At 62.5% G+C, this 23,322-nt stretch carries 18 protein-coding genes; 7 read left to right on the top strand and 11 right to left on the bottom strand.

Annotation, left to right across the window (positions count from 1 at the left end; genetic code table 11):
- Positions 1-7: 7 nt before the first annotated feature.
- Positions 8-3,433, bottom strand: coding sequence for a GLUG motif-containing protein (locus D8Y22_RS11755; RefSeq protein WP_141464900.1), 3,426 nt, complete (start codon positions 3,431-3,433; stop codon positions 8-10).
- A 339-nt stretch (positions 3,434-3,772) separates the two neighbouring features.
- Here D8Y22_RS11755 and D8Y22_RS11750 point away from each other — a divergent pair, with 339 nt between their 5' ends.
- Positions 3,773-5,389: a helix-turn-helix domain-containing protein gene (locus D8Y22_RS11750; protein ID WP_141464899.1), complete on the top strand. Its 1,617-nt coding sequence runs from the start codon at positions 3,773-3,775 to the stop codon at positions 5,387-5,389.
- A 7-nt stretch (positions 5,390-5,396) separates the two neighbouring features.
- Here the strand turns inward: D8Y22_RS11750 and D8Y22_RS11745 are convergent, their stop codons facing one another.
- From D8Y22_RS11745 to D8Y22_RS11725, 5 genes are all read right to left on the bottom strand, one after another.
- Positions 5,397-7,931 carry a histidine kinase N-terminal 7TM domain-containing protein gene (locus D8Y22_RS11745; protein ID WP_246084420.1) on the bottom strand — a complete coding sequence of 845 codons (2,535 nt, stop codon included), beginning with the start codon at positions 7,929-7,931 and terminating at the stop codon, positions 5,397-5,399.
- Positions 7,932-8,402: 471 nt separating this feature from the next.
- Positions 8,403-9,308, bottom strand: a complete 906-nt coding sequence (locus D8Y22_RS11740) for a ketopantoate reductase family protein (protein WP_141464897.1) — start codon at positions 9,306-9,308, stop codon at positions 8,403-8,405.
- Between the two features lie 66 nt (positions 9,309-9,374).
- Entirely contained in the window at positions 9,375-9,671 is a 297-nt protein-coding gene (locus tag D8Y22_RS11735) for a DUF7130 family rubredoxin-like protein (RefSeq protein ID WP_141464896.1), read from the bottom strand.
- A gap of 874 nt (positions 9,672-10,545) precedes the next feature.
- The gene (locus D8Y22_RS11730; protein ID WP_141464895.1) at positions 10,546-11,856 is read right to left on the bottom strand and encodes an MFS transporter; all 1,311 of its coding nucleotides are present in this window, start codon (positions 11,854-11,856) and stop codon (positions 10,546-10,548) included.
- A 3-nt stretch (positions 11,857-11,859) separates the two neighbouring features.
- Positions 11,860-12,972: an MBL fold metallo-hydrolase gene (locus D8Y22_RS11725; protein WP_141464894.1), complete on the bottom strand. Its 1,113-nt coding sequence runs from the start codon at positions 12,970-12,972 to the stop codon at positions 11,860-11,862.
- 89 nt (positions 12,973-13,061) lie between these two features.
- On the opposite strand from D8Y22_RS11725, the gene D8Y22_RS11720 reads away from it, so the two are divergent.
- On the top strand, positions 13,062-13,439 hold the full coding sequence (locus D8Y22_RS11720; protein ID WP_141464902.1) for a cupin domain-containing protein: 378 nt from the start codon (positions 13,062-13,064) through the stop codon (positions 13,437-13,439).
- Positions 13,440-13,493: 54 nt separating this feature from the next.
- On the top strand, positions 13,494-14,225 hold the full coding sequence (locus D8Y22_RS11715; protein ID WP_141464893.1) for a helix-turn-helix domain-containing protein: 732 nt from the start codon (positions 13,494-13,496) through the stop codon (positions 14,223-14,225).
- Positions 14,226-14,338: 113 nt separating this feature from the next.
- Here D8Y22_RS11715 and D8Y22_RS11710 read toward each other — a convergent pair whose 3' ends face one another.
- Positions 14,339-15,154, bottom strand: coding sequence for a nucleoside phosphorylase (locus D8Y22_RS11710; RefSeq protein ID WP_141464892.1), 816 nt, complete (start codon positions 15,152-15,154; stop codon positions 14,339-14,341).
- Positions 15,155-15,434: 280 nt separating this feature from the next.
- Between D8Y22_RS11710 and D8Y22_RS11705 the strand changes: the two genes are divergently transcribed.
- Positions 15,435-15,800, top strand: a complete 366-nt coding sequence (locus D8Y22_RS11705; protein ID WP_174811833.1) for a hypothetical protein — start codon at positions 15,435-15,437, stop codon at positions 15,798-15,800.
- A 338-nt stretch (positions 15,801-16,138) separates the two neighbouring features.
- Positions 16,139-18,571: an ATP-dependent DNA helicase gene (locus D8Y22_RS11700; protein WP_141464901.1), complete on the top strand. Its 2,433-nt coding sequence runs from the start codon at positions 16,139-16,141 to the stop codon at positions 18,569-18,571.
- Positions 18,572-18,582: 11 nt separating this feature from the next.
- On the opposite strand, the gene D8Y22_RS11695 is transcribed toward D8Y22_RS11700, so the two are convergent.
- From D8Y22_RS11695 to D8Y22_RS11680, 4 genes are all read right to left on the bottom strand, one after another.
- Complete coding sequence (locus D8Y22_RS11695) at positions 18,583-19,020, bottom strand: GNAT family N-acetyltransferase (RefSeq protein WP_141464891.1); 438 nt, start codon at positions 19,018-19,020, stop codon at positions 18,583-18,585.
- On the bottom strand, positions 19,021-19,284 hold the full coding sequence (gene samp2 / locus D8Y22_RS11690) for a ubiquitin-like small modifier protein SAMP2 (RefSeq protein WP_141464890.1): 264 nt from the start codon (positions 19,282-19,284) through the stop codon (positions 19,021-19,023).
- 101 nt (positions 19,285-19,385) lie between these two features.
- Positions 19,386-20,129 carry an iron-sulfur cluster repair di-iron protein gene (ric, locus tag D8Y22_RS11685; RefSeq protein ID WP_141464889.1) on the bottom strand — a complete coding sequence of 248 codons (744 nt, stop codon included), beginning with the start codon at positions 20,127-20,129 and terminating at the stop codon, positions 19,386-19,388.
- A gap of 51 nt (positions 20,130-20,180) precedes the next feature.
- Positions 20,181-20,516, bottom strand: coding sequence for a DUF7113 family protein (locus D8Y22_RS11680; protein WP_141464888.1), 336 nt, complete (start codon positions 20,514-20,516; stop codon positions 20,181-20,183).
- Between the two features lie 133 nt (positions 20,517-20,649).
- Here D8Y22_RS11680 and D8Y22_RS11675 point away from each other — a divergent pair, with 133 nt between their 5' ends.
- Both D8Y22_RS11675 and D8Y22_RS11670 read left to right on the top strand, forming a co-directional pair.
- Positions 20,650-21,267 carry a DUF7344 domain-containing protein gene (locus D8Y22_RS11675; protein ID WP_141464887.1) on the top strand — a complete coding sequence of 206 codons (618 nt, stop codon included), beginning with the start codon at positions 20,650-20,652 and terminating at the stop codon, positions 21,265-21,267.
- Between the two features lie 151 nt (positions 21,268-21,418).
- Positions 21,419-23,311 (top strand): ATP-binding protein, encoded by a 1,893-nt coding sequence (locus D8Y22_RS11670; protein WP_141464886.1) that lies wholly within the window; start codon positions 21,419-21,421, stop codon positions 23,309-23,311.
- Positions 23,312-23,322: the final 11 nt, after the last annotated feature.

Raw genomic sequence — 23,322 nt, 5'->3', positions numbered from 1 at the left:
CTCCTCCTCACTCAGATGACGAACGAGATCGCCTCGCCGGTCTCCTCCCATTACTCGCCCATCTCAGCCCATGCCCATAACTTCCGTCACTCATTACACCCTCGTCGATCGGCGCGTTCGTCTCCTCGAGGGTCACCGCGTAGAACGGATCGGTGTCCTCCCACGCAAGCGCGGGGTAGGAGTCCGTGGCGTGCCAGGTGTCGGTGAAGGCGAAGCCGTCCATGTGCTCGGGGGCGTTCGCGCCAGTCATCTCGTCGGTCTCGAGTGGCTCACCACCGTCGCTTAGTTCGTCTTGCTCAACACCGGCTTCGATGACAGCGGCCGCTTCGTCGTCCCAGTACGACTCGCTCACCTCGCCATATTCGTTGTCCCCGACGAGGCCACCGACCTCGCTGTCGGAGCCGTTGACAGTGCTGGTGGCGTACGACTCCGTTACGTCGCCGGCGTTTCCGCCGACGAGACCGCCCACGGCTTCGGTGCCTGTGACGTCACCGGTGGCGTACGACTTCGTTACATCGCCGCTGTCTCCGACGAGCCCGCCCACGTACTGGTCGCCGATAACGGTGCCAGTGGCGTGCGACTCGGTGATAGTGCCGCCCCGCCCGACGAGGCCGCCCACGAAATCGTCGGAGCCGGTGACGTCACCGGTGGCGGACGACTTTTCGATAGCGCCTCCGTTGTGCCCGAGGAGGCCACCCACGACTTCGGAGCCGGTGACGATGCCGGAGGCGTGCGACTCGGTGATAGTGCCGCCGCCGCTCCGCCCGACCAAGCCGCCCACGTCGGAGTCGCCGTTGACAGTGCCGGTGACGGACGACCCGGTGATGGTACCGTCGTTGTCCCCGACGAGGCCGCCCGCGAACTGGTCGTCACTGTTCACGTCGACGTCCTCCAGTGCGACCTCGGTAATCAGTGCGCCGTCGGTGTTGCCGAACAACCCGACACCGTCGAAGGTACCCGGACTCCGGCCGATGAACAGACCCACGATTTCGTTACCCTGTCCGTCGAACGTCCCGGTGAATTCGTTACCGTCCTCGCCGATCGGCTCGAAGCCGTCGCCGCCGTTGGCGGTCTCGCTCGCCACGTCGTCGTAGCCCTCAGTCTCCTGGTCCAGGTCGTTCGCCAGCACGAACTCGCTATCGAGATTCTCGCGGACGTTATCGAGGTGGTCCCAGTCCTCGATCACGTAGGGATCGGTAGCGGAGCCGTTACCCGCCCCAAAGCCGCCGACGGTCACGGTCATCGTGTCTGCGGTGTCGTCCTCGGCACTGGTAGTTACCTCGACAGTCCCGTCGATTTCACCCGAGAACACAATGTCCTCGAAGGTGGCGACACCATCCGAGTCGGTCGTCGCCGTGTCGCTCTCGGAGAGGCCCTCGACGGTAACATCCTCGCCGCCGTCGTCGAGGGCGTCGATCTCGATTTCCTTGTCTTCGATCGCGTCACCGTTTTCGTCTTCGACAGTGACATCGACGGCTACCGTCTTACCGGTCGTTGCGGTCGGTGCCTCGTCACCGTCGATGGTTGCGGTCACCGAGTCGACCGGCACTTCGACAGTGACCGTGAACGAGTCTACAGCGGAGACATCGTCCGCGCTTGCATCGATGTCCTCGTAGGTTCCTGCACTGACGTCCACTGTCTGCGATCCATCGAGGACCAGGTCCGTCGACGCGCCGTCCGAATCGAAGTCGACAGTGACCGTTTTAGGGTCGTCGACTCCAGTGAGATCGTCAACGTCGACGGTCACGTCCTCCTCTCTTCCGAAGGTCTCTCCGGCCAGGTCTACCGCATCGCTGAACTCGACTTCGAGTTCATCTCCCTGTTCGATTGTCACGTCATCGAGCGTGAAATCGTCCAGCACTGGGTTCACAGTGAGCACATTGCTCTGAGTGGCCCCCTCGGTAACGGCAGGCTGAACGTCACCCTCGATGGCATAGTCGTCAGCACGGGTGGCCGCAAACGTCCACGTATCCGTTGCCTCGGTCACATCCTCGATGGTAATACTCTCTCCGGTGAGCGTCTGCTCGGCGAGAGTTGCCTCGTCATCGTAGTCGTCCGGTTTGAAAAACAACGTGTACTCGACGTCGATCTGGTCGACCTCATCGTCCGCGAGTGTGTTCCCGTCGCTATCTTCCAGTTCGAGGTCGAGATCAGTGACCGCTTCTTCGTCAGCATCAGCTTCAGAATCCGTGAAACTAACAGTAATGAAGTCTGGATAGACTGTGAGGGTACCACTCTCGGTGTTCCCGGTATCAGCGGCTTCAGCGGTAACGGTCAACTCACCGACAGCGGTGTCGAGATCACTAGGAGCGTCCTGGTCGTCGATGGTCACTTCTGCGTCGCCATCACTGATGTCGACGTTAGTAACGCTATCCGAGTAGACGGCTCCGTCGATATCCAGCGTCAGCGCGTCATCCTCGTATTCGACTGGGTTGCCGAACTCGTCTTCGGCCTGGACGGTGACGGTCGTCGACCCGTCGTCGTAGGCGAATTCCTCATCGTCAATGTCGAACTCGGTAATCGTGTCAGCATCTGCCGGTTCGACATCGAACGGGTCGGTCGTCTCGTCATCGCCGTCTTCGACGTTTTCATTACCCTCGGTGTCGATCGAGAACTCGAGTTCGTAGCCCTCGTCTGCGTCTTCGATCTCGAGATCGTCGAACGTCGCGATGCCGTCGTCGTCAGTGTCGACTTCGGTTTCTCCGGCATCGATCCCACCGCCTTCGACGCCTTGTGCCTCGACAGTCACTTCGACACCTTCGACCGGGTTCCCGGATTCGTCCGTTACTTTGGCTTCGGGATTCCCGCTGATCGCATCACCAGCGATCGTATCCTCTGGATCGGTTTCAACCTCGACTGAATTCGCACCGTTGGTATCGAACGAAACGGTCGTCGAGTCGGACGTTGATCCGTCGGATTCGGTGAGCGTCACCTCGATATCTTCGGTCTCCACCGCTTCCGAGTTCGTAATCTCACCGGCATCGTTATTGTTGAGGAATACGACTATGTTTTGGCCAGATTCTACTGCTGTTGGATCACTAGGGCTAGCATCCGCGGCGACTTGAATTGCCTCGTCGAGTGAAATCTCGACACTTTCGTCGGTAGCTACACTGACGGTGTCGATATCTTCATACGTCTCCCCGTTGACTTCGATCGTCACGTCAGCATCGTCCATTCCGTCTATGGACGTCCCTGCACCGTCACCCTCCGTATAATAGAATTCGAATTCGGCTATCTCACCGATCTCACTACCATCTTCCAGTTCTATCGTAAACTCGTGTGTCGAGTCTGCACCCACCGTCGCGGGGTTCGCATCGACATCCGACTCTTCACCGTCGATGTCCGCGCTGTCGGCCACGGCCGTGGCAGCGAACCCGCTGACGCCGAGGCCGACGACGGCGAGCGCAACGACAACAACCCCGCGCCGGCTCATCGCACCACCTCGAGTAGCTCACTCCCAGCCCGGAGTGCTATGCCATCGGTGTGTTGCCGGACAGTGCCCACACCGGACTGTCTCCACCGCTGTCGACGCGCGCCACAGCAACGCCCGCTACAGCAACCAGTCCCCCGATTCATGTCCCTCATCCGAAACGGCGTTCGCCACAGCATCCGCTCGTTCATTGCTACTGCAATGAAATCCAGTTGTAATAAAAGGGAAATCTGCATAGGCAGATACTAATTTAATACGCACCCTGCAACAACTGATACAATACATGCCCCGGCACGAACGCCTGGTTTCGACATCGCGCGCAGCCGCTCGAGAGGGCCGACCATGAGCGACGCCTCTGCCGACTCGGTCCCGTCGTTCGAGACGCCCGTCGACGTATTGCTCGTCGACGACGACGAGGTGTGGGTCCGAAGCACTGCCCGGCTGCTCGAGCACGCCGTCGACGCCGTCCGGGTCGAGACGGCCACCAGCCTCGCGGCGGGCCACGATCGCTACGCCGTGACCGACCCCGACTGCGTCGTCTGTGACTACCAGCTCGGCGACGGCACCGGGTTCGCCCTGCTCGAGACCGTCCGGGAGGCCGACCCCGACTGCCCGTTCATCCTCGTCACCGGCCGCGGCGACGAACACGTCGCCAGCGAGGCCACCCGTAAGGGCGTCACCGAGTACGTCGTCAAACACGACGGCGGTGCCAACCTGCTGGCCACCCGCGTCGCGACCGTCGTCGACTCGGCCCGCACCCGGCGCGCCCTGGAACGCGAACGCGACGCAAAAAACGCCCTCCTCGAGCTGTTGACGACTACCAGCGACGAGACGACGCTCTGTCAGGAGTTTTGCTCGCTTTTGGTCGAGGGCCACGGCTACGCCTGTGCCTGGGTCGGCACCGAACGCGAGGACGGGGAAATCGTGGTCCAGGCCAGCGCCGGGGCCGACGGCTTCCTCGAGACCGTCCTCCACGGCGGCGATTCCGCCCCTGATCCCACCGACCCGGCGGTCGCCGCCCGCGATGCGGACGAGCCGGTCGTTCGCTCACCGTCCCCGTCAGCGGACGACGAGCGTAGCTGGCACGCGATCGCCACCGACTACGGGTTCGAAACGGCTGCGGGCGTTCCGGTCCGGCACGATGGCGTTCGCTTTGGCGTCCTCGGAGTGTACGCTAGTGATGGGCCAGCGTTCGACGACCGGCGACGCCACCTGCTGGCCGAGTTCGGCGAAACAATTGGGTACGCGTTCCACTCCGCCGAGTTCAGGCGCTCACTGCTCTCGGAGCAGCCAGTTCGGGTGGGCATCGAACTCACGGAGGGCTCGACCTCGCTTCTCGCGCTCTGGCGAGCGCTCCCGGCGGAGAGTCGCCTCCTCGTCCGATCGGTCGTCCGTCGGCGTGACGGCGACCTCCTCTGTCTCACTGCCGTCGAGGGCACGACAGAATCCGCCCTCGTCGACGCCGTCGGGGAAACCGATGGGATAACCGTTGCCGACGGTGGCGAATCGGTCCGGGGACGGGGTAGCGATGACCCACTTTACTGTGCGCTGTTTCTCAACGGAGACACACCGCTCTCGCAGGTTCTCGATACCGATGGGGCGGTCCTCGAGGCCCTCGTCGAGGGGAACGCAATGGAACTGCACGTGCAACTGCCGGACCACGAGTCCGTGTCCACTCTCGAAACGGCCCTCGAATCGACGGGGGGCGATGCGACGATCACGTCACTTCGGCAGGATCGACGATCGGACGCTTCGGAACGGATCGATCACGTGCTCGAGCCGCTGACGGACAAACAGGAAGATGCCATCCGACACGCCTACTATCAGGGATTTTTCGAACACCCGCGGGACACGACCGCGACCGAACTCGCCGAGCAGTTCGGCGTCACGCGCCAGACGATCACCCACCATCTCCGGGCTGCCGAACGCAAACTGCTGAACGGACTCCTCGAGGAGTGATCGATAGTCAGGACGAGTCCGTCTCGTCCAGTTCGATGTCCTCGACGGTCGTCACGACGAAGCGCGCACCGCCGTCGTCGCCGTCGACAGCTTTGACCGACCAGCCGTGGGCTTCGACGATACTCCGGCAGATTGCGAGACCGATGCCCGAGCCATCACCAGTACTCATCCCGTACTCGAAGACCTCGTTGCCCGCGCTCACACCTGGTCCATCGTCTTCGACCGCAAATCCAGTATCAAGGGCCTCGACACGAACCGTCGTCGCCGTGTCCGCGGGCGCAACGCCGTCAACGGCGTGTTCGACGACGTTCGAGAAGAGATTCTCGAACAATTGCTGGAGCCGCCGGGGATCGCCATCCAGTCGTCGGTCCTCCGCAACTGTCAGTTCCAGCGACCCCGTGTCGACGACCTCCCAGGCATCGGTTACAAGGCGTCTCAGCGAACAGTCGGTCGACTCGTGGACGTTCGTCGTCTCCCGGGCCAGCCGCGGCAGGTGATCGGTGAACCGACGAAGGCGCTCGTGGGTCCGCTCCAGGTCTCTCAGTGACTGCTCGACCGGCGCCGCTGGATCCGCCAGTTCGATCTCGAGTAGTTTCAGGTGATTTTCTGCCGTCGAAAGCGGTGTCTTCAGATCGTGCGAGATCACCTTCGCCAGTCGTTCGAGCCGCCGATTTTGTGACTCGATTCGCCTCTCGTAGCGCTTCCGTTCGGTGATATCGCGGGTGAGCGTCAATAGCCCGTACCGCGTGCCGTCGTCGTCGGTGACCGGAGCGGTATATCGCTCGAACCAGCGACCATCCAGTAGCCGAAGTTCCATCTCCAGTGGCTCGAACGGCGGCCTGTGCAGGTCCTCGGTCGCCGCGACGAACCGATCCGGATCGGCGAGGGAGTCCAGGACGTACTCGACGGCGTCCCGATCCCTCCCGGCGGCGAGGATTTCCTCCGGAATGCCCCACAGTTCGCGGAATCGGTCGTTGTACCAGAGGATTTCGCGGTCGGTGTTGGTGACGAGAACGCCGACGTTCGTCGACTCGTTGAGTGCCTCGAACAGCGCCGTCTGATACCGGAGTTCTGTCTCGCGTTCTTTCTGGACCGTAATATCTGCTCCAGCCACGAGCACCCGCGAACAGTCCGCAACGTATGGTTCCGGAACGAACACCTCGATGAGTTCGTGTCTCGTGTCCCCGTCGAGTGTCCGGTAGGTGGTCTCTGCCCGGAAGTGTCGGTCGCCATCGATCAGTTCCTCGAGCATGTGTCTGCTCGTGGCCAACGCCTCGTCGGTGAACAACTCGCCCATTCGGTCGACGAGCTCGCTCTTCGACTCCGCGTCATAGGCCTCGACGGCGACCTCGTTGACGTCGAGTATCTCGACGGTCTCTACTAGCTCTCGGTGTTGTTCTGGATGTTCCTCGAGGTACGCAGCAAGGTCGTCTGTATCCGCAGCGATCGTCCGTGCTCGCTCGATCGTCTTCGAGAGATCCTGTTCCCACAGAACGAGCGGGCTGTTCTCGAACAGCGACCGATATCGTTCACGGCTCCGCTCGAGCTCACGCTGATAGGTGAACTGGGCGGTCACATCCCGTAAAATGACGACAGCGGACTCTGATTGCTGCTTTCGGTCTCCCGGGTCCGTATGGCCGGTGTCGAGTGGGGAAATCGTTACATCGAACCGACGTGTCGTTCCGGACTGTTCGAGCGTGATTTCGCCGGGCGTCCTAGCGGTGACCCGGTCGGCCAGTTCCGGAGAGGATTCGAAAAACTCCGAAACCGGCATCCCATGCCACTCAGATGACGACGTCGCCAGTCGTCGGGCAGCCGGATTGCTGTCGAGGACGCGATCGTTCCCGTCCAGGATGACGACTGGGTCGTCGATGCGTTCGACGACACGCTCCCGACCGACAGGAACGATATCGAAGAAGTCGGCGGCGAAGATGCCCCACAGTATGATGCCACACCAGCCGAGCATGCCAACAGCTGCCAGATCGAGAGCAGGGTGTACGGGTGCGATCGACTGCCAGGCGAATCCGACGATACCGACACCGAACGCCGAGAGGATCGACAAGGACTGTTTGCGATGGATCCCACTCGAGGTGAGAAACGTCCCGAGACAGAGGCCGGTGGCCAGGAAGACGATTCCGAGGGAGGTGATCGTATGCACCCAGAACAGCGGCCCGGCCGTCCCGACGACCACGCCATCGACCAGTTGCTGGGCGGTGATGAACTGGTTGTGAAGCGGATCGGTCATCGCGACGACGAAATTGACCACGACAAAGCCCGCGAGAAGTGCCCGAATCCATCTGTTCTGTAATTGATCTCGTTCGCTGAACGCTACCATGACGAAAAACGAGCCGACTGCGATCGCTGCCCCGAGTGGGTACCGGATGTTGTTACCCAACCGCCACCAGACCGGATCTGTGACAAACGATGACGCTGCAGCCGAGAGGGCGTATAGACAGGTTCCAACCGCCATAACAACAAGGGGGCGACTGGCTCGTATCCGACGGTGTTGCCAGGCAATGATGGCAACAACAGCAGCAATCATCCCGATCGCCACTTCGATCAGTGCCGACACGACGACCGGGGACGGTGTCATTACTGGTATGTGAAACCGTTTTCACTTCAAACTAGGTAGCAAGGCGGATTCTCCGTCCCACCGTGGGCGGGGTTGAATATGAGGGTATATTGCTGTTCTACGTGCGTTGCCTCGAGTTCCTGAGACCGCATTTCTGGATAAAGAGCTACTCTCAGTACCTCACAAAGTTCGGTACTGAAACCGCAACCGCAACTGCAGGCGACCGCCGCTGACCGTGAAGAGAGATAATGAGTACCGTCCCAAACACACGACCACTGGTGGTGCCGAGGACACTATTCTGTATATCGAAATATGATTTATTCTGTCGGCGAAGTCGGGTATCGATTCGTTCGGCTCGTCGCTCTCGTACGGCTGCATCGATGAAATTGGCACCTGGCCAACAGCGGCGGCCACGAGGTTCGAGTCGCTGACTCCGACTCGCTATCGGTGGCCGAGTCCGCGTTCCCACGTTCGAACTAGCGCCCTCAACAGCCGATTCGTCGGGACCTCGAGCCCCGTTTCCGCCGCTCGAGTTACCACGTAGCCGTTGATCGCGTCGATCTCGGTTCGGCGGCCAGCCCGAACGTCCTGGCGCATCGAGGACGTATTCGCCGCCGTCTCCGCGGCGACCGTCTCCATCGCCGCCAGCGCTTCCTGATCGGAGAGCGAGATGCCACAGGCTCGAGCGACGCGGGCCGTCTCACGGGTTGCCGCCCGCGCGATCTCGGCAGTGGGCGCCTCGAGCACGGCCCCGTTGTCGACGTCTGCGAGTGCGGTCACCGGGTTGATTCCGGCGTTGACCGCGAGTTTCTCCCAGAGTCGCCGCGGCATATCGTCGACGACGATCGTCTCGAGTCCAGTCGCTGTGAACGCCTCGCCGACGCGCTCGGCAAGCGCCGACGAACCCCCGTCTCGAGCGCCCAGAACGATCTCGCCTAAGCCCGTACAGGTGACGACGCCTGGCTGACGATAGATCGCGCCGTAGGAGGCCGTCCCCGCGAGTACCGTCGCCTCGAGTGTCTCGGCCAGTGTCTCCTCGTTTCCCATCCCGTTTTGCAGGGACAGTGCCGCGTCGAACGACCCCGTCGCGAGCGCCTCGGCCGCCACTGCGGTGTCGCTCGCTTTCACGGTGACGACCGCGAGATCGCCCTCGAGGTCCCGGCCGTCGGTCGTCGCCCGGGGTTGGACGTGGGCTTCGAGTTCACCCTCGAGTCGAAGTCCCGTCTCCCGAATTGCCTCGACGTGGGGCTGACGGCCGACGAGCGTGATGTCGTGGATCGACTCGCGTGCGAGCACAGCGCCGACGAGGCTGCCGAGACTGCCGGCGCCGAAGACGACGACCTCCATAGCTCACGGTGGGTGCGGTGTGACAAAAACGATTCCCGTCGCCGAGTCACGGCTCGTGACCCGTTATCAGTCTTCGGTCCAGTAGTACAGGTTTTCCCGGTCGGTGCCACAGGAGGGACACGTCTCGGGCAGTTGGTCCTCGAGCTTGTCCATCTCGCCGCACTCGAGACAGCGCCACATCAGGTGGGCCTCGCCGAACTCGTGGCCCGAACGGACGTGCTCGACGCTCATCCCCTCGAATCCATCACGGAACGTGATGTAGACGCCGTCCTCGTCGAACCCGCGAACCTGACCGATCGGTTTGCCGTCGTCCGTGTAGACTGTCGTGCCGAACCCGAGTCGTGGGCGTTCGCTCGTGGCCATACGACGCCTACGACTCGAGGTGTATTAAAAGAGGACGGACGTTAGAAGGTCTGAACGTCTGTTTCGAGCGTGTATCGAAGACTGTCGTCTCCTCTCGAATAAAGCTCTAAGCGCTATATGGAAGTTGCCGGACCCCGGTGGCAGAGATTCGGAGTTTGGCTTTCTACAAACCACCAACCAGCAAACACTTTGGCGCACGGACAGAGTTCGTGCCGGAGTCGATGAACCACCATAGAAGAGATGATATTAATACAGGTTGGCGTGCGAGACCGTGCTGTCGGTCCCACGGGTGTACTCTCGACGCTGCTCTCTGCGAGGGCGGGTGACGAACTGCTTATCCTCGCCGACACGGTGATCGGTACGGCTACGGTGACCGCGGGCTGGCTGCCATGCTCGTTTTCGTGATAGTTGATCCACTCTCGGATGGTGGCTACTCTGTCGTTGAAGCCGGAAGCTGCGGATAGCCGGCTCCGATACACGAGGCTATGTTGCCACGATTAACGAACAGGATTCAGATTCACTCGTCTCGGATGTAGCGAGAGTAGTCTAAACGGATGACTCTCTGGATGTTGTACGCTATTTTCACCAGTTGACGTGTGGATCAGACTCCAGTGCGATACGTCGCTCACCTGCACTACCCACCGACGGAACCCACGAGAGGGGTTCTATGATAAGCTCTCTTGTAGTGGCTACTATAGGAGAAAGTTCTGGCTTGCCGTCAACGAGCTGCAGCCGGACGGCAAGAGACGGACCAGCAGTTAGACCGCATACGGTTTCCTGTCCGTCAGTTCCGGTCCAGCCGCGACCCGGGCGGCGGCTGGGCCGGGACATCGGTACAGTAATCCGTATCAGGCAGTAGGGTATTTCGAAATGGTCAGTCCTGGGTAACCTCCTCGGTTCTCTCGAGATCCACCGCCGGCGGTTCGTGGGTGCCGAAGTCGGGGTGGGTCTCTTCCATCCAGACCACGACTAGACCACCGGAGAGGAACATCGCGATGGCGGTGCCATAGAAGGCAGCCTCGAGCGAGAGTAAGTCGACGGAGAGGCCGATGAGGACGGCACCAACGGCGTAGCCGAGGTCCCGCCAGAGCCGGTAGACGCCCAGGCCGGTCGAGCGCCACAGCGGGTGAGCGGCGTCGCTTGCGACCGCGATCAGGTTGGGATAGTGAAGCGCCATCCCGACGCCTGACAGCGCCGAGAAGAGAATCCAGAGGTAGTACCCCTCGACGAGTACCATCCCGAGGATGCCCGCGCCGGCGAGAAAGAAGCCGGCGACGATTGGGGGTTTGCGTCCCACCCGATCACCGAGCTTGCCAGTGTAGACCTGCAGGAAGTACGCGGCGCTGTGGACACCGACGACGACCCCGACCTGGGCGATGTCTAAGCCCTGAGCGACGAGGAACAGGGGGAAAGCGATCCAGACGAGCGTGTCGACGAAGTTCTCGACGTGGCCCGCCTGTGCCGCCGTGAGCAGCGTTCGGTCCTTGTATGTGGCACGCTTGACGATCTCGGTAAACGAGAGGTCAGCCTCGTTTTTCCCACCGTCAGCTTCGACACTGTCGTCGTCGAGTCCTTCCGCTTCCGCTTTCGCGTAGGGGAGGGTCTCCTCGATCAGGACGATCGCAATGAGCAAGGCGACGACGATCACCGCCGCAAGGAAGTAGAACGGCTCCGGCCGGAGGCTGTACTGGGCGGCGATCACGCCCGTTAGCCACGCGCCGGCGGCGACGCCGGTGTAGCCGAAGGCCTCGTCGAGCCCCGCGGCGAGCCCGCGCTGATCGGGGCCGGCAAGTTCGATCTTCGAGATCATACTCATACTCCATGCGACTCCCTGGTTGATCCCGAGCAGGACGTTCCCGACGGCGATCCAACTCCAGGACGGCGCGAAGATGAGGATGAAGGGGATCGGGAGCGCGGCGATCCAGCCCGCGATCAGGATCGGCTTGCGGCCGTAGGCGTCGGCCCATTTCCCCGAGTAGAGGTTGAGGACGGCCTTGACGATTCCGAAGCTCACGACGAACGAACCGATGACCAGCAGCGACTCGACGCCGAAGGTCTCCTCGCCCATGATGGGCACCACGTTGCGCTGGGAGCCCATCGTGAGCCCGACGGCGAAGACCGTCAGAATTTGCAGGAGGAACTGCCGCCAGTTTCGACGAATTCCCTGTGCGTACTCGCCGCTCATGGATTATTCGGCTGCACAACGGTTCGGGCCGAGTTCGAGTTCGTCCGCTTCTTCATCCGAGATTTCCTCGGTGCCGACGTTCGTGAGCTTGATGCGCTCGAAGTTCGGCGGCTGCTTAGGCACGTCGGCCGACAGCGCCGCGACTAGCGTCTCCCGATCCTGGACGAACGCCTCGTTGCGCTGCTTGACCTCGTTCAGACTCGCGGCCACAGGTGGCTGTGGCGAGCCGGGGTCGTGGGCCGGCAACACGAGTGGGTTACCGTCGCGCTCACGCAGGCGCTCTAAGCTCTCGTAGAGGGTCTCGGCGTTGTCCTCAATGCTGGTCTCCTCGAGGCCGGCATCGACGCCGAGTTCGACGCGCCCGACGCTGTCGTGAAAGAGCGTGTCACCGGTCAGGAGTGCCTCTTCCTCGACGGCGTAGGAGACGCTGCCCGGACTGTGACCGGGTGTGTGGATCACTTCGATCTCGACGGCACCGACCTCGATAACGTCCCCGTCCTCGACGTGCGTCGCGTCGATACCGTCGTCGTCGGCCGGGTGTAGGTAGTACGGTGCACTGTGGGCCTCGGCGAGGTTCTTCCCACCGGAGACGTGGTCCGCGTGGGCGTGGGTGTCGAAGACGCCTGCTAGGTCGGCGTCGTACTCCTCGAGGACCGCTTCGTACTCCGCGGTGTACTGGGAGGATTCGAAGATGGCGGCCTCCCCCTCGGTGATCAGGACGTGAGAGAGACAGCCCGTTCCAGGGCGGGCAACCTGGATCAACTCCCCGTCGAGGTTGACCTCGAGGGAAGCCATGCGGTGGACGCGTGCCCAGCCGTTCATGCCGTTCTCGAGAGTCTTAGCGTCGTATCCCTGCTCCTGGAGCAGTTCCGCCGCGTCGGCGGCAAGCACGCCCGCCCCACAGACGGTGACGATCTCACCGTTCTCTGGCAGGTCGGAGAGCACCTCGGCTGCCGCGTCGGGGTCGTCTTTCAGTTCCTCGTAGACGTCAACGTTCTCGCTTCCCGGGACGTGCCACTCCTCGAAGTCGGCCTCCCGCCGAATGTCGACGAGCGTGAAGTCGTCGTCTCCTCCCTCGAGTCGCTGTGCAACGGTTTCCGGCGCAATCTCTGACATCAATATCCCGTAGGGAGAGTAGGGACATATCCCCAATGCCAGTTATAACCGGCACTCGAGATATTCCGCTGGGGACCGACGGTGGAAACATGGGGAACTACATGCACACGAACTACGATGCCGTCGAGACAGTCCTAGGGGGCATGCACCACCTTCGGGAGCCACTCGAGTGTCGGAACGTTGGGGTCACGATCGTCCGGTGTGAGCCAGGCTGGTGCAGCGAACCACACGACCACCGTGAGGACGGTCACGAGGAAGTGTACGTCCTGATCAAGGGTGAGGCGACGGTCGTCGTCGGCGACGAGACCGTCGAGGTAGAAGCTGGCGATGCAGTCTGGATCCCCCCGGAATCGACCCGCCAGATCATTAATGGCGACGGAGAGAGCATGTTCGTCCTCGTCAGTGCGTCGGCGTCGCTCGAGACGGACGACTCCTCCCGATGGGTCACCGACGCCTTTCTTGGTTGATCGAAAGCCGGTTATAACCGGCAACACTATTGCTTCCGGAGCCGTTACACTACTATGGGAATGCACGAAGTCTCGTTCAAGCTCCGCCACGAGTGCCCCTACCGGGAGGTCTCGGAGAAGTTCCCGGGAGTGTCGATCCGGGAGTGGTACCTCCAGGACTGTCAGGTCCTCGAGATCAGCGCCCCGGACGCCGACGACGGCGACTTACTCGAGGAGATCGACGAACTCGGGACGATCCTCCACACGTCGATCGATGGTTCGGACCTAAACGTGATCGTCCAGTCGTGTTCCTGCCCCATCGAGGAGTCAATCGTCCGAAAGTTCGAGCGCCACAACTGCGTGCACCTGCCGCCAACAGTGTACCGCAACGGCTGGGAACATTATTCAGTGATCGGTTTCGACGAGGGTGATGTAACCGCACTGCTTGCCGAGCTCGACGAGGACCGGGAAATCGACGTCCTTTCGAAGACCTCGATCGAGGAACAGCACGTTCCCCACAGTTCGCTGTTCTCGGTCGATCGACTGTTCGATGGGCTCACCGAGCGCCAGCTCGAGGCATTGCGGATCGCGCTGGACGCGGGCTACTACGATCAGCCACGAGGCGCGTCGATCACCGAACTCGCCGAGGGGACGACTGTCGCGCGGGCGACCTTCGAAGAACATCTGCGGAAGGCGGAGAACAAGCTCGTGACGAACGCTGGTCAGTTCGTGCGACTGCTGACTGAGGCACAGGGCGACGTGTTACGTGCAGGAGCACGGAGCGTAGAACCGGTCGAGAGCGACTGATACGTTGAACCGGGTGCAATTCTCAAGACGATTCGAGCACTTTGATCCGCAGCTCCGACGTTCCGTTCCGTGGCCATTTGAGGCGTCGGAATGAATGGGACGACTATTTATAACTAACGCGCAGCGTCGCAGTACCAGGCGTCGGCCGCGGCGTCGATGACTTCGAGTGCGGCCTCACTTCCGTTCGCGATGCCCTTCTCAAACTCCTCTTCACCCTGGCCCATGTCGTTCGTGACGTAAGCGAAGCAAACGACCGGGTACTCGCGTACGTTCGCGAAGGTGTACAGTGCGGCGGCTTCCATCTCGACGGCGAGAATGCCCTCTGACCGGGCCCGCTCGATCGCTGTCTCAGTCTCGCGAAACGGCGCATCGGTGGTCCAGGTAGCCCCCGTGTAGACGGGTGTCGAAACCGCAGATTCGCAGGCCGACTCGACCGATTCGAGGAGGTCCGCTTTGAGGGTCGCGTACGGCTCGGGTTCGGCGTAGTGGTGGCTCGTCCCTTCATCTCGCAGAGCGCGTTCGATGAGGACGAAATAGGGTGGGTCGTCCTGCGGGACGATCCGGCCGGAAGAGGTGATGCTTACGAGAAACTCACAGCCCGCGGTAAAGAGCTGTTCGGCGACCAGAACCGCGAAGGACGCGCCAACGGCACAGCCGACGAGCCCAATTTCCTGACCGCCCAGTTCGAACCGATAGAGGTCGGTATGGTAGCCGGGCCAGTTCGAATCGCGCTCGGCCTGCCCGGTCTCTCGCAGATACCGCACGAGGTCGCCGTCGGGATCAAGCGCACAGATTTCGGGAACGGGTTCCTCCGGGAGGTCCTTCTGCCGACGGGCCTCCCGAACCAGCGAGTCGGATGTGAACACCGACGGCTCGTCGTAGGCTTTCGCGCCCAAAAGCGGCGAGTCGACCGGAGATTCCTCTGTCATCACGGTTCCGTTGCTTCGACGGTCGTATCAATCGGTCGGTGTTCGCACGATTTTCTCTCCGGCAGCAGCCTGGCTGTTTCCTCTTTGACAACCGACCTCGAGCGTGTCGACCGCTCGTTCGGCGTCACCAAGCGGTCCAAGGGAGATCGACTTCGCGAGGTCGTCAGCGACGTAGAATCACGGGTTGTCGTCGAAGCGTGAATAGGTGCCTCGAGGGCGCGGGCTCTCGCGATCGATGTCGGGAGTGTCGTCGGTTATGATTAGATGCGGTCAAAGTATCATGTACGTGCCAAAAGACGCGGCGCAGGAGAACGAGGCCCTGGTGGAAGACGACTACGTGATCTTCACGACGAACGCGGAAGTGTCGCCGGATCGAGCGCAGGCATTGACGACGCAGTACCAGCGGTGGGAGATCGAGAACCAGTACAAGACGATCAAGAAACACTTCCTGCCGACTTGCGCCTCGAAGGATTACCGGCTCCGCTTCCTGTATTTCGTCGTCGGAGTGATCATGTACAATGTGTGGCGGTTAGCGAACTTCGTCTTGCGCGAGGAGGTCGATATGGAGCTTGGCGAAAAGCCACCGTTGCGGGCTGGCGAGATCGTGGAACTGGTCGCGTTCTGCCTGTTCGACCCGGGAGATTAGGTCGTGGGATTTTCCGGTTTGTGTTGATTCGGTGGGCGGCGGCATTCTCGCTGTTTCTCCGGTTGGGCGTGCTTTCAGGCCGTTTGGCGGTCGAAAATAGCTTTGAGCTGTCGGGTTGGACGATCGGCACGATAGTCACCCAGTCAATTCAGTCGCACCCGTAATTCCAATTCCCGTGGTTCGTTATAGAAGTTAACCAGTCAACTTCTGCGGTGGCGACCGTCCCGTCGATGTCGTCACAATCCGCACTCGATATAGTTTCGACCTGCAGTTTATACCCGAAGCCGAGGCAACGACTCCGTCAAGGCTATGGCCGACCGACGATGAGTACGGCAAGCATGACGGACTGGCGGGCGATCTTCGGCCACGAAGCGCCCTACGACGAGCAGGTCGACGGCATCGAGACCGCCATCGAAACCGCTCGAGACGGCGGCTACACCGTCGTCGAGGGTGCCTGTGGCACGGGCAAGACGATGATCGCACTGACGGCAGGGATCGACCTCGTCCGCGATCCCGAGACCGACTACGAGCGCGTGTTTGTCCTGACGAGCGTCAAACAGCAACTGCGCCAGTTCGAAGCCGACCTCGAGACGATCAACGAGAACCTGCCCACAGAGTGGGATCCGGTGTCGGGGCTCACCCTCGTCGGGAAGGCCGACGTCTGTCCGTACAACCGCGCAAACGCGGGCGGGATCGACGACGGAAACGTCTACGATCGCTGTGAGACGCTACGGGATCGAACCCGCGATCTCACCGGCGAGGGCGGGGAAACAACCGCCGGCTCGCTCACCGCACAGGCGCGCCAACAACAGACCGGCCTCGCCGACAGCGGCCAGTCTGGACCGACGGGACGATTCCTCGAGACGGCGGGCGAAACCGCAGCCTACCCGCCGGCGATGCCGACCTATTCCGACGGCGGTCCCGTCGGTGCCGAAACCGAGTTCTGCCCGTTCTACGCCCAGTATCTGGAAGACCTCCCCGAAGAAGACAGCGATGGGAGCCCGCTCGAGGCGGTTCCCTATGATATCACCGAGGCGGGGATGGTCACGCCCGAGGACCTCGTGGCACGGTCGGTCCGCCACGGCACCTGCCCGCACTCGGTCATGGGCGCAGCGCTCGGATCCGTCGACGTCGTCGTTGGCAACTACTACCACGCGTTCGATCCCCGGACCGTGGGCACCTTTACCGGCGCCCTGCTCGACGACTCGACGTTCGTCGTCTGTGACGAAGCGCACATGGTAGAGCCCCGCGTCAGGAACTTAGTCAGCGACGGCATCGCGGATACGACGCTACGAGACGCGGAAACCGAACTGTCGCGAGTTATCCAACCGGTCAAATTCGAGCGCGAGGGTCGACAGGCCCAGGGCGGCTCCAAGACCGCCGACGCCGAACTCGTCCGGGCCGAACTCGCCGACAGCGACGTCTCCTTCGAGGACCTCACCCGCACGCTCGAGTTCGTCCAGGACCTCCGCGGTGAACTCGACCGTCGTGTCACGGCGTTTCTCGACCGGAAACACAGGGGGTGGGAGTCGAACCTGACCGACCTCGAGGACGAAGAGATCCCGCTTCGCGACCCGAGCGAGCCCGCCGAAGACGAGATCACGGAGTGGGCACGCCAAGCGGGCTACAGCGACGCCGACTGGGTGCGCGCCGAGAGCGTCGGCGCGGTCGCCGCACGAATCCTCGACGACGCCGAAGATGAGGAGCGAACGCGGTCGGTACCTGCCGTCGGCCGCGTGCTTGGCGAGTGGTATCGACGCGGCCACACCGACTACTTCCGGGAGATCGAACTCGAGCGCACCTGGAACGAGACCGAGCCGGCCGACTCCTGGCGGCGGGCCTACACGGCCAGACTCGCGTTGCACAACTGTGTTCCCAGCGATGCCATCGGTGAACGTCTGGGTAGTTTCGGCGGCGGCATCCTGATGAGTGCGACCCTCGAGCCGATCGAGGCGTTCACCGACGTGACCGGCCTCCAGTACATAGAGCGCGAGGAGGATCGGCCGGTCGTCGAGCGACGTTACGGTCTGCACTTCCCCGAAGAGAACCGCGAGAGCTTCGCGGTCGCCGCGCCGAAGTTTACCTACGACAACCGCGGGCGGCCGGGCGGGGAGAGCGAGGGACGGGGCGCCTCGAGTGGCGGGGGCGACGAGCCACAGAATCCGACGCGACGGCAGTACGTCGACGCGGTTTCCCACGTCGGAGCGCTCCCCGGTAACGTCCTCGTCGGGATGCCGAGCTACGCCGAAGCCGCCTGGATCGCCGACGCCCTCGAGGGGCGCGTCGACAAGCCCGTCCTGCTCGATGCCTCGAGCGACGACGACGCGACCGAATCGCTCAAGAGCGACTTTTTCGCGGGCGAGGGAAAGATTCTCGTGACGAGCCTTCGCGGGACCCTGACCGAGGGCGTCGACTACAGCGGGGATCGGCTCTCCGCAGCGGTCGTCTGTGGCGTTCCGATCGTCAACACCGCGAGTCCCCGGACGAAGGCCGTCCGTCGAGCCTACGACGACGAGTTCGAGGACGGCTTCACCTACGCGCTGACGATCCCCGCGGTTCGGAAGGCACGCCAGGCGATCGGCCGCGTCATCCGCTCGCCGGAGGACGTCGGTGTGCGCGTGCTCTTAGACGAGCGTTACGCCCGCGATAGCTGGGACTCCGTGCGGCCGCACTTTCCCGAGGATAGCGAATTCCAGCCCGTCAGTCCCGATATGCTCGAGCTCGGTCTCGAACGATTCCGGTCGACGCTTACGGACGCCCGGTCGTCGTGATGGCGCTTCGTTCAGGAGCACCCGCCCGGCCCGAGAGCGTCCGAAGCGACGATGACCCCACGATACCGACTGTCGTCGATTCGCTCGATCGAAAAGCCGACTGCATCGTAGAAGGGGCGAACGTCGGTGTCGAATCGCGCCGTGAGACGCCCCTCGCGCTCGAGAGCCCGGCGGATCAGGGCGTGGCCGATCCCCTGATTTCGGTGGCGACGCCGGACCGCGATCGCCGAGATACGAGCGCCGGGCGCGTCGTCTTCGTCGATAGTGGGAACGAGGACGGCCGTTCCGAGGAGCCGGTCCTGGGCTCCCGACCCGCCGCGTCGATCGCCGGCGACGAGGACGTTATCGCCGTCGATACGGGATTCGACGTCGCCCACCTCGAGCATCGCGGCGTCGATAATGCGTCGAATCTCGAGCGTATCGTCGGGGATAGCGGTGCGAACGAACATCTATCCGCCTTTGATCAGTCGCAACACAGTCACGTGGTCGGCGTCGACGGGCTGGTCTTCGGGGACGGGTCTGCCGTCGACCAGCACGCTCACTTCGTGTGGACTGAGGTCGACTGCGGTAAGGAGGTCGGCGTAGGTCGATTCCGGATTGCTCGTCCCGTCGCTCGAGGCGGACTGTCCGGCAGCCGACGTGGAGTCGCCTGGGAGTTCGTCGGTGTCGATTTCGTGAGTGGCCTCGCCTTTCACGTCGACGGTGACGCGCATGCTCGACGTTGGGCGGGCACGAACTTGAGCGCACTGCTGTCGGACGGACCCATGTAGGTGTGTCGGCATACCGGGACAACAGACCGCCTCACCCTCTCGTGTTAGGCGAGCAACACCTCGGCTCTCGGGAACAACACGTTGTTCTCGCGGTGGACGTGCAGATGCGTGTTTTGCTCGAGCGTCTCGAGGCGCTCGAATAGGCTTCGGTAGCTCCCGCAGGCGTCCTCGGGAACGGCGTACCCGTCGGTGAGGTCGCTGAGTCGCTCGAGACGGGTTGCCGTCTCGTCGTGGTCGTCCTCGAGGGCGTGAATCTCCCGCCGGAGCCGCCCCTCCTCCGCACTCGAGAGGGGTTTGCCGGCGTCCAGTCGCTTGATGATCGGGAACGCGCGATGTTCCTCGTCGTCGACGTGGTCGGTCATCTCCGCGGCGAGGGCGTCGACCTCCCCCTCGAGGTCGCGAAGTTCAGGGTGTGAATCGCCGTGAACGCGAGCGACCTTCGCGGCCAACGCCTCCAGCTCCGGCAACTCCTGGCGCAGGTATCGATGGTGCTCCCAGACGATCAGATTCGCGAGCTGGGTGAGCGATTCCCAGGAGCGATCGGTTTCGACGGCTGCACCGGCGGACGCAGCCGGTCGCGGTCGCTCCGATTCGTCGCTTTTGACGGCCTCGAGACGGCCGAGAACGGCCTCGACCTCGAGATCGGCGGCATCGCAAGCGGTCTCGAGCGACCGTTTCCCACCACAGCAGTAGTCGAGCCCGACCGTCTCGAGCACGCGGGCGAACGCGATGTCTGTTTCGACGAGCGTTGCGAGCTGGGTGTCGGGGTCGATCGTCGTCGATGGCATACGTGGGGGTTCGGGACACGCGCCGAAGGTACTCTTCCCGAACCTATTCGGTTACGTCGGCTCCTGGCTTTCGACATCGAACTCGACGGAGTCGGGATCGACCCCGATTCGGGCGAACTGGGTTCTAACGTGTTCTTTGGCCTGTTCGACGGCTTGATCGCGCGTATCGAAGCCGCGGGGCATCGGCGACTCGAACGCGAGGTGAACCTCGCGGCCGTCGACGCGCTGAGTCGTCCCGCCGCTGTCGACCTCGTAAAACTCGTCACAGACCCAAACGTACGCGGCGTCCTCGTCGGGCGCGCCCTTGAACGACGGGGCCCGTTCACCGCGTTCGTACAGCGTTCCAGTGAGCTCGGTCCCCCCGGCTCGGCCGCGTACCATGAGCATACCGTCCGTTACGTCGTCTAGCGGCAAAAACTCGGTGGGATAACCACGGCGTTCAGCGCCCCAACCTATCATACTAATAATCCAAATTGTTTTGGAAGTGTGCTTATCCTCGTTGCAGCGGTCTACCGGAACAATGAGTTCGGATGCTCGCCTCGGCGATGCTCTGGAGTTGGACTCTCTCGCCGACGTTCCGGCGGATCGATACGAGGTGTTGTGCCATCCCCGGCGACTCCGACTGCTCGAGTGTCTCGAGGAGGACCGGTACCGGCCGTTGTCGGCGGTGACAACCGATCTGCTCGAACGGGAGGGAGCAAGCAGTTCGGACGGGCGCAAGCGACACGAGGTTCGGTGTAGCCTCGTGCACAATCACCTGCCACGATTGGACGCACACGACATCATCACGTGGGATATCGAGACCGGTATCGCACTCGCCGACGGCCTCCCTATCTGCCCGAGTACGATCACCGGATTGCTCGAGGCCGACGACGAGCTCGAGGACTACATCGAACAGGTCGTCGATCCGGTCCGGATCGCCCTGTTGAACCAGCTTGCCGACCACGACGGTCCGGTGTCGATCGAATCCCTCGCAGCGACGCTTGCGAGCCGCGAACGGTCACTGCCTGCCGATACCGGGCGCGTGAAGATTCGCTTGCACCATATGCATCTGCCTGCACTCGCAGCCATCGACTTGCTCGGGTACGACCGCGACACCAAACAGGTCTTCGCGCGGGATATCGGCGACGCCTTCTGATCGGTATTACCGTTTCGAGGGCCTCGAGCACGACCAACGAGCGGAACTACCGCCAGACCAGCGGGCGAACGTATCGACGCGGACAACCGTCGAGACGACCGGACTCTCGCGGAGGGAAACGTGTTTTAGGCATCAGTCAGATTGGGGTGATATGACCGATCTGGGAGATTTCAACGACTACGACGGTGACGTCGACCCGAGTGAGGGGTCGTCACCGGCTGGCGATGGTGGATCGACGGCCGGCGGTGACGGGTCGTCGGTCGACGCGAACGCGGGCGACACCGAGACCCACTTCGAAACGACGGCAGTCGATCCCCGCGGCGAGGACATCGGCATCGGCGCGGTCTGTGTCTCCCAGGGGCTTCGCGTCGCCGAAGACGAAGACGACACGACGCTGCGGGCCTACGTCACGAAGGGCAACCGCTCGTCGATCCGGCTGGGCAGCTATCTGCTCGCGCCCTATCCCGACGGTGGGGTGACAGCCGCCAGTCGAGGGCCTTCCGGTGGAGACGCGGGCGGCGAAACGCTGTTTTGTCGGATTACCGGCCTCGAGTACGCCCAACAGTACCACACCGACGATGCGACGGAGATCCACGCCAGACGCGCGATGCGCACCGACGAGATCGAAGAAGCTGATTACAAGTTCGTCGCCACACTCGAGCCCGTGGCGATCCTCTATCGGGAGGACGGCGAACTCAAGCGGCGGATGACCGACCGCGTGCCCAAACCGAAGACGGTGATCGAGGAAGCTGCCGACACCGAACAGATCAAGACCGGGCTAAAGATGCCCGAAGACGGCGTCTTCCTCGGGCATCTCTCGGTCGGCGGCGAGAAAGTGACGACCGCCGCATCGCCGCCGACGATCGACTACCGACTGAAAGACGACTACGACGCGGGCGATCCGCTGGTCTTTCGACACACCCTGATCGCCGGCGGAACGGGATCGGGGAAGACCCACGGCGCGAAGAACATGTTGCGCCAGTATCTCGCGGACGAGCGGACGTACCCCATGGAGGACGGCCGCGAGGTTCAGCCGGCGGTCGTCCAGTTCGACCCCCAGGACGAGTACGCCCAGATGCACGACGACAACCCCGATCTGGATAGCGACTTCGCCCGGAAACTCGAGCGTGAGGGGATCGCTCACGGCGGCGTTGCGGAGACGACGGCGTTCGTCCCGAAGGTGGGGTCGGCGTCGTACTCGGCGGGCCACCATCGTGCGCCACAGGTCGAGTTCACGATTCCGTTCTCGATGGTCCACGAGAATCCGTGGCTGGTCGCGGGCAGCGGGCTCAACGACAACCAGTACGGCGCGCTCGTCAGCGTGCTTCTCCCACGATTCCGACAGGAGTACGGCCGCGAGGCGACGTACGAGGAGTTTACGACCTTCCTCGACGATCCAGCACTGCGCGAGGAACTCGACGAGTCGGGGCGCGTCCACGAGGCGACCTTCGACGCCGTCCGCCGTCGGGTGCTCGGGTTCGACCACGTCTTCGATCAGGACGCACGGCCGATCACCGACCTGATCCACGACTTCGTCCGACCCGGCGGGCTGAGCGTCGTGCCGACCTACCACATCAACGATACGCGAGCGACCGAGGCCATCGTCCTCGCGCTCTCCTCGTTGTTGATCGACGAGAAGCTTTCGAACGATCCAACCTACGCCCGGATCAAGGAGACGCCGCTGTTGCTCGGCATGGACGAGGCCCACAACTTCCTCACCGACGCCGACAGCGTTCAGGCGGGCAAGGTCATCAAAAAATTCACCGAAGCCGCCAAACAGGGTCGCAAGGAGCGACTGGGCCTCTTTCTCATCACACAGGACCCACAGGACATCGACGACGCCGTCTTCAAACAGATCAACACCACCGTCGTCCTCAACTTAGGCGACGAGGACGCCATCAAAAGCGTCAACATTCCCAGCAATCTCGAGTCGAAAGTGCCGTACATGGAAAAAGGCCAGATGGTCGTCTACTCGCCGGACAACTCCGAACCCGTCGAGTTGATCGGCCTCTCGAAGTGCCTGACGCGCCACGGCCGAGACTGATACGGATTCCT

The organism is Salinadaptatus halalkaliphilus (genome assembly GCF_006543045.1).
Lineage (GTDB): Archaea > Halobacteriota > Halobacteria > Halobacteriales > Natrialbaceae > Salinadaptatus > Salinadaptatus halalkaliphilus.
This window is presented reverse-complemented; position numbering and strand designations above follow the sequence as displayed.

Coding starts and splice junctions, on each gene's coding strand:
- samp2 (WP_141464890.1), bottom strand. CDS start 19,284: ATGCGCGTCACCGTCGACGTGAAAGGCGAGGCCACTCACGAAATCGAC.
- D8Y22_RS11675 (WP_141464887.1), top strand. CDS start 20,650: ATGAGTTCGGATGCTCGCCTCGGCGATGCTCTGGAGTTGGACTCTCTC.
- D8Y22_RS11680 (WP_141464888.1), bottom strand. CDS start 20,516: ATGCTCATGGTACGCGGCCGAGCCGGGGGGACCGAGCTCACTGGAACG.
- D8Y22_RS11700 (WP_141464901.1), top strand. CDS start 16,139: ATGACGGACTGGCGGGCGATCTTCGGCCACGAAGCGCCCTACGACGAG.
- D8Y22_RS11705 (WP_174811833.1), top strand. CDS start 15,435: ATGTACGTGCCAAAAGACGCGGCGCAGGAGAACGAGGCCCTGGTGGAA.
- D8Y22_RS11710 (WP_141464892.1), bottom strand. CDS start 15,154: ATGACAGAGGAATCTCCGGTCGACTCGCCGCTTTTGGGCGCGAAAGCC.
- D8Y22_RS11695 (WP_141464891.1), bottom strand. CDS start 19,020: ATGTTCGTTCGCACCGCTATCCCCGACGATACGCTCGAGATTCGACGC.
- D8Y22_RS11720 (WP_141464902.1), top strand. CDS start 13,062: ATGGGGAACTACATGCACACGAACTACGATGCCGTCGAGACAGTCCTA.
- D8Y22_RS11715 (WP_141464893.1), top strand. CDS start 13,494: ATGGGAATGCACGAAGTCTCGTTCAAGCTCCGCCACGAGTGCCCCTAC.
- D8Y22_RS11670 (WP_141464886.1), top strand. CDS start 21,419: ATGACCGATCTGGGAGATTTCAACGACTACGACGGTGACGTCGACCCG.
- D8Y22_RS11750 (WP_141464899.1), top strand. CDS start 3,773: ATGAGCGACGCCTCTGCCGACTCGGTCCCGTCGTTCGAGACGCCCGTC.
- D8Y22_RS11755 (WP_141464900.1), bottom strand. CDS start 3,433: ATGAGCCGGCGCGGGGTTGTTGTCGTTGCGCTCGCCGTCGTCGGCCTC.
- D8Y22_RS11745 (WP_246084420.1), bottom strand. CDS start 7,931: ATGATTGCTGCTGTTGTTGCCATCATTGCCTGGCAACACCGTCGGATA.
- D8Y22_RS11735 (WP_141464896.1), bottom strand. CDS start 9,671: ATGGCCACGAGCGAACGCCCACGACTCGGGTTCGGCACGACAGTCTAC.
- D8Y22_RS11725 (WP_141464894.1), bottom strand. CDS start 12,972: ATGTCAGAGATTGCGCCGGAAACCGTTGCACAGCGACTCGAGGGAGGA.
- ric (WP_141464889.1), bottom strand. CDS start 20,129: ATGCCATCGACGACGATCGACCCCGACACCCAGCTCGCAACGCTCGTC.
- D8Y22_RS11740 (WP_141464897.1), bottom strand. CDS start 9,308: ATGGAGGTCGTCGTCTTCGGCGCCGGCAGTCTCGGCAGCCTCGTCGGC.
- D8Y22_RS11730 (WP_141464895.1), bottom strand. CDS start 11,856: ATGAGCGGCGAGTACGCACAGGGAATTCGTCGAAACTGGCGGCAGTTC.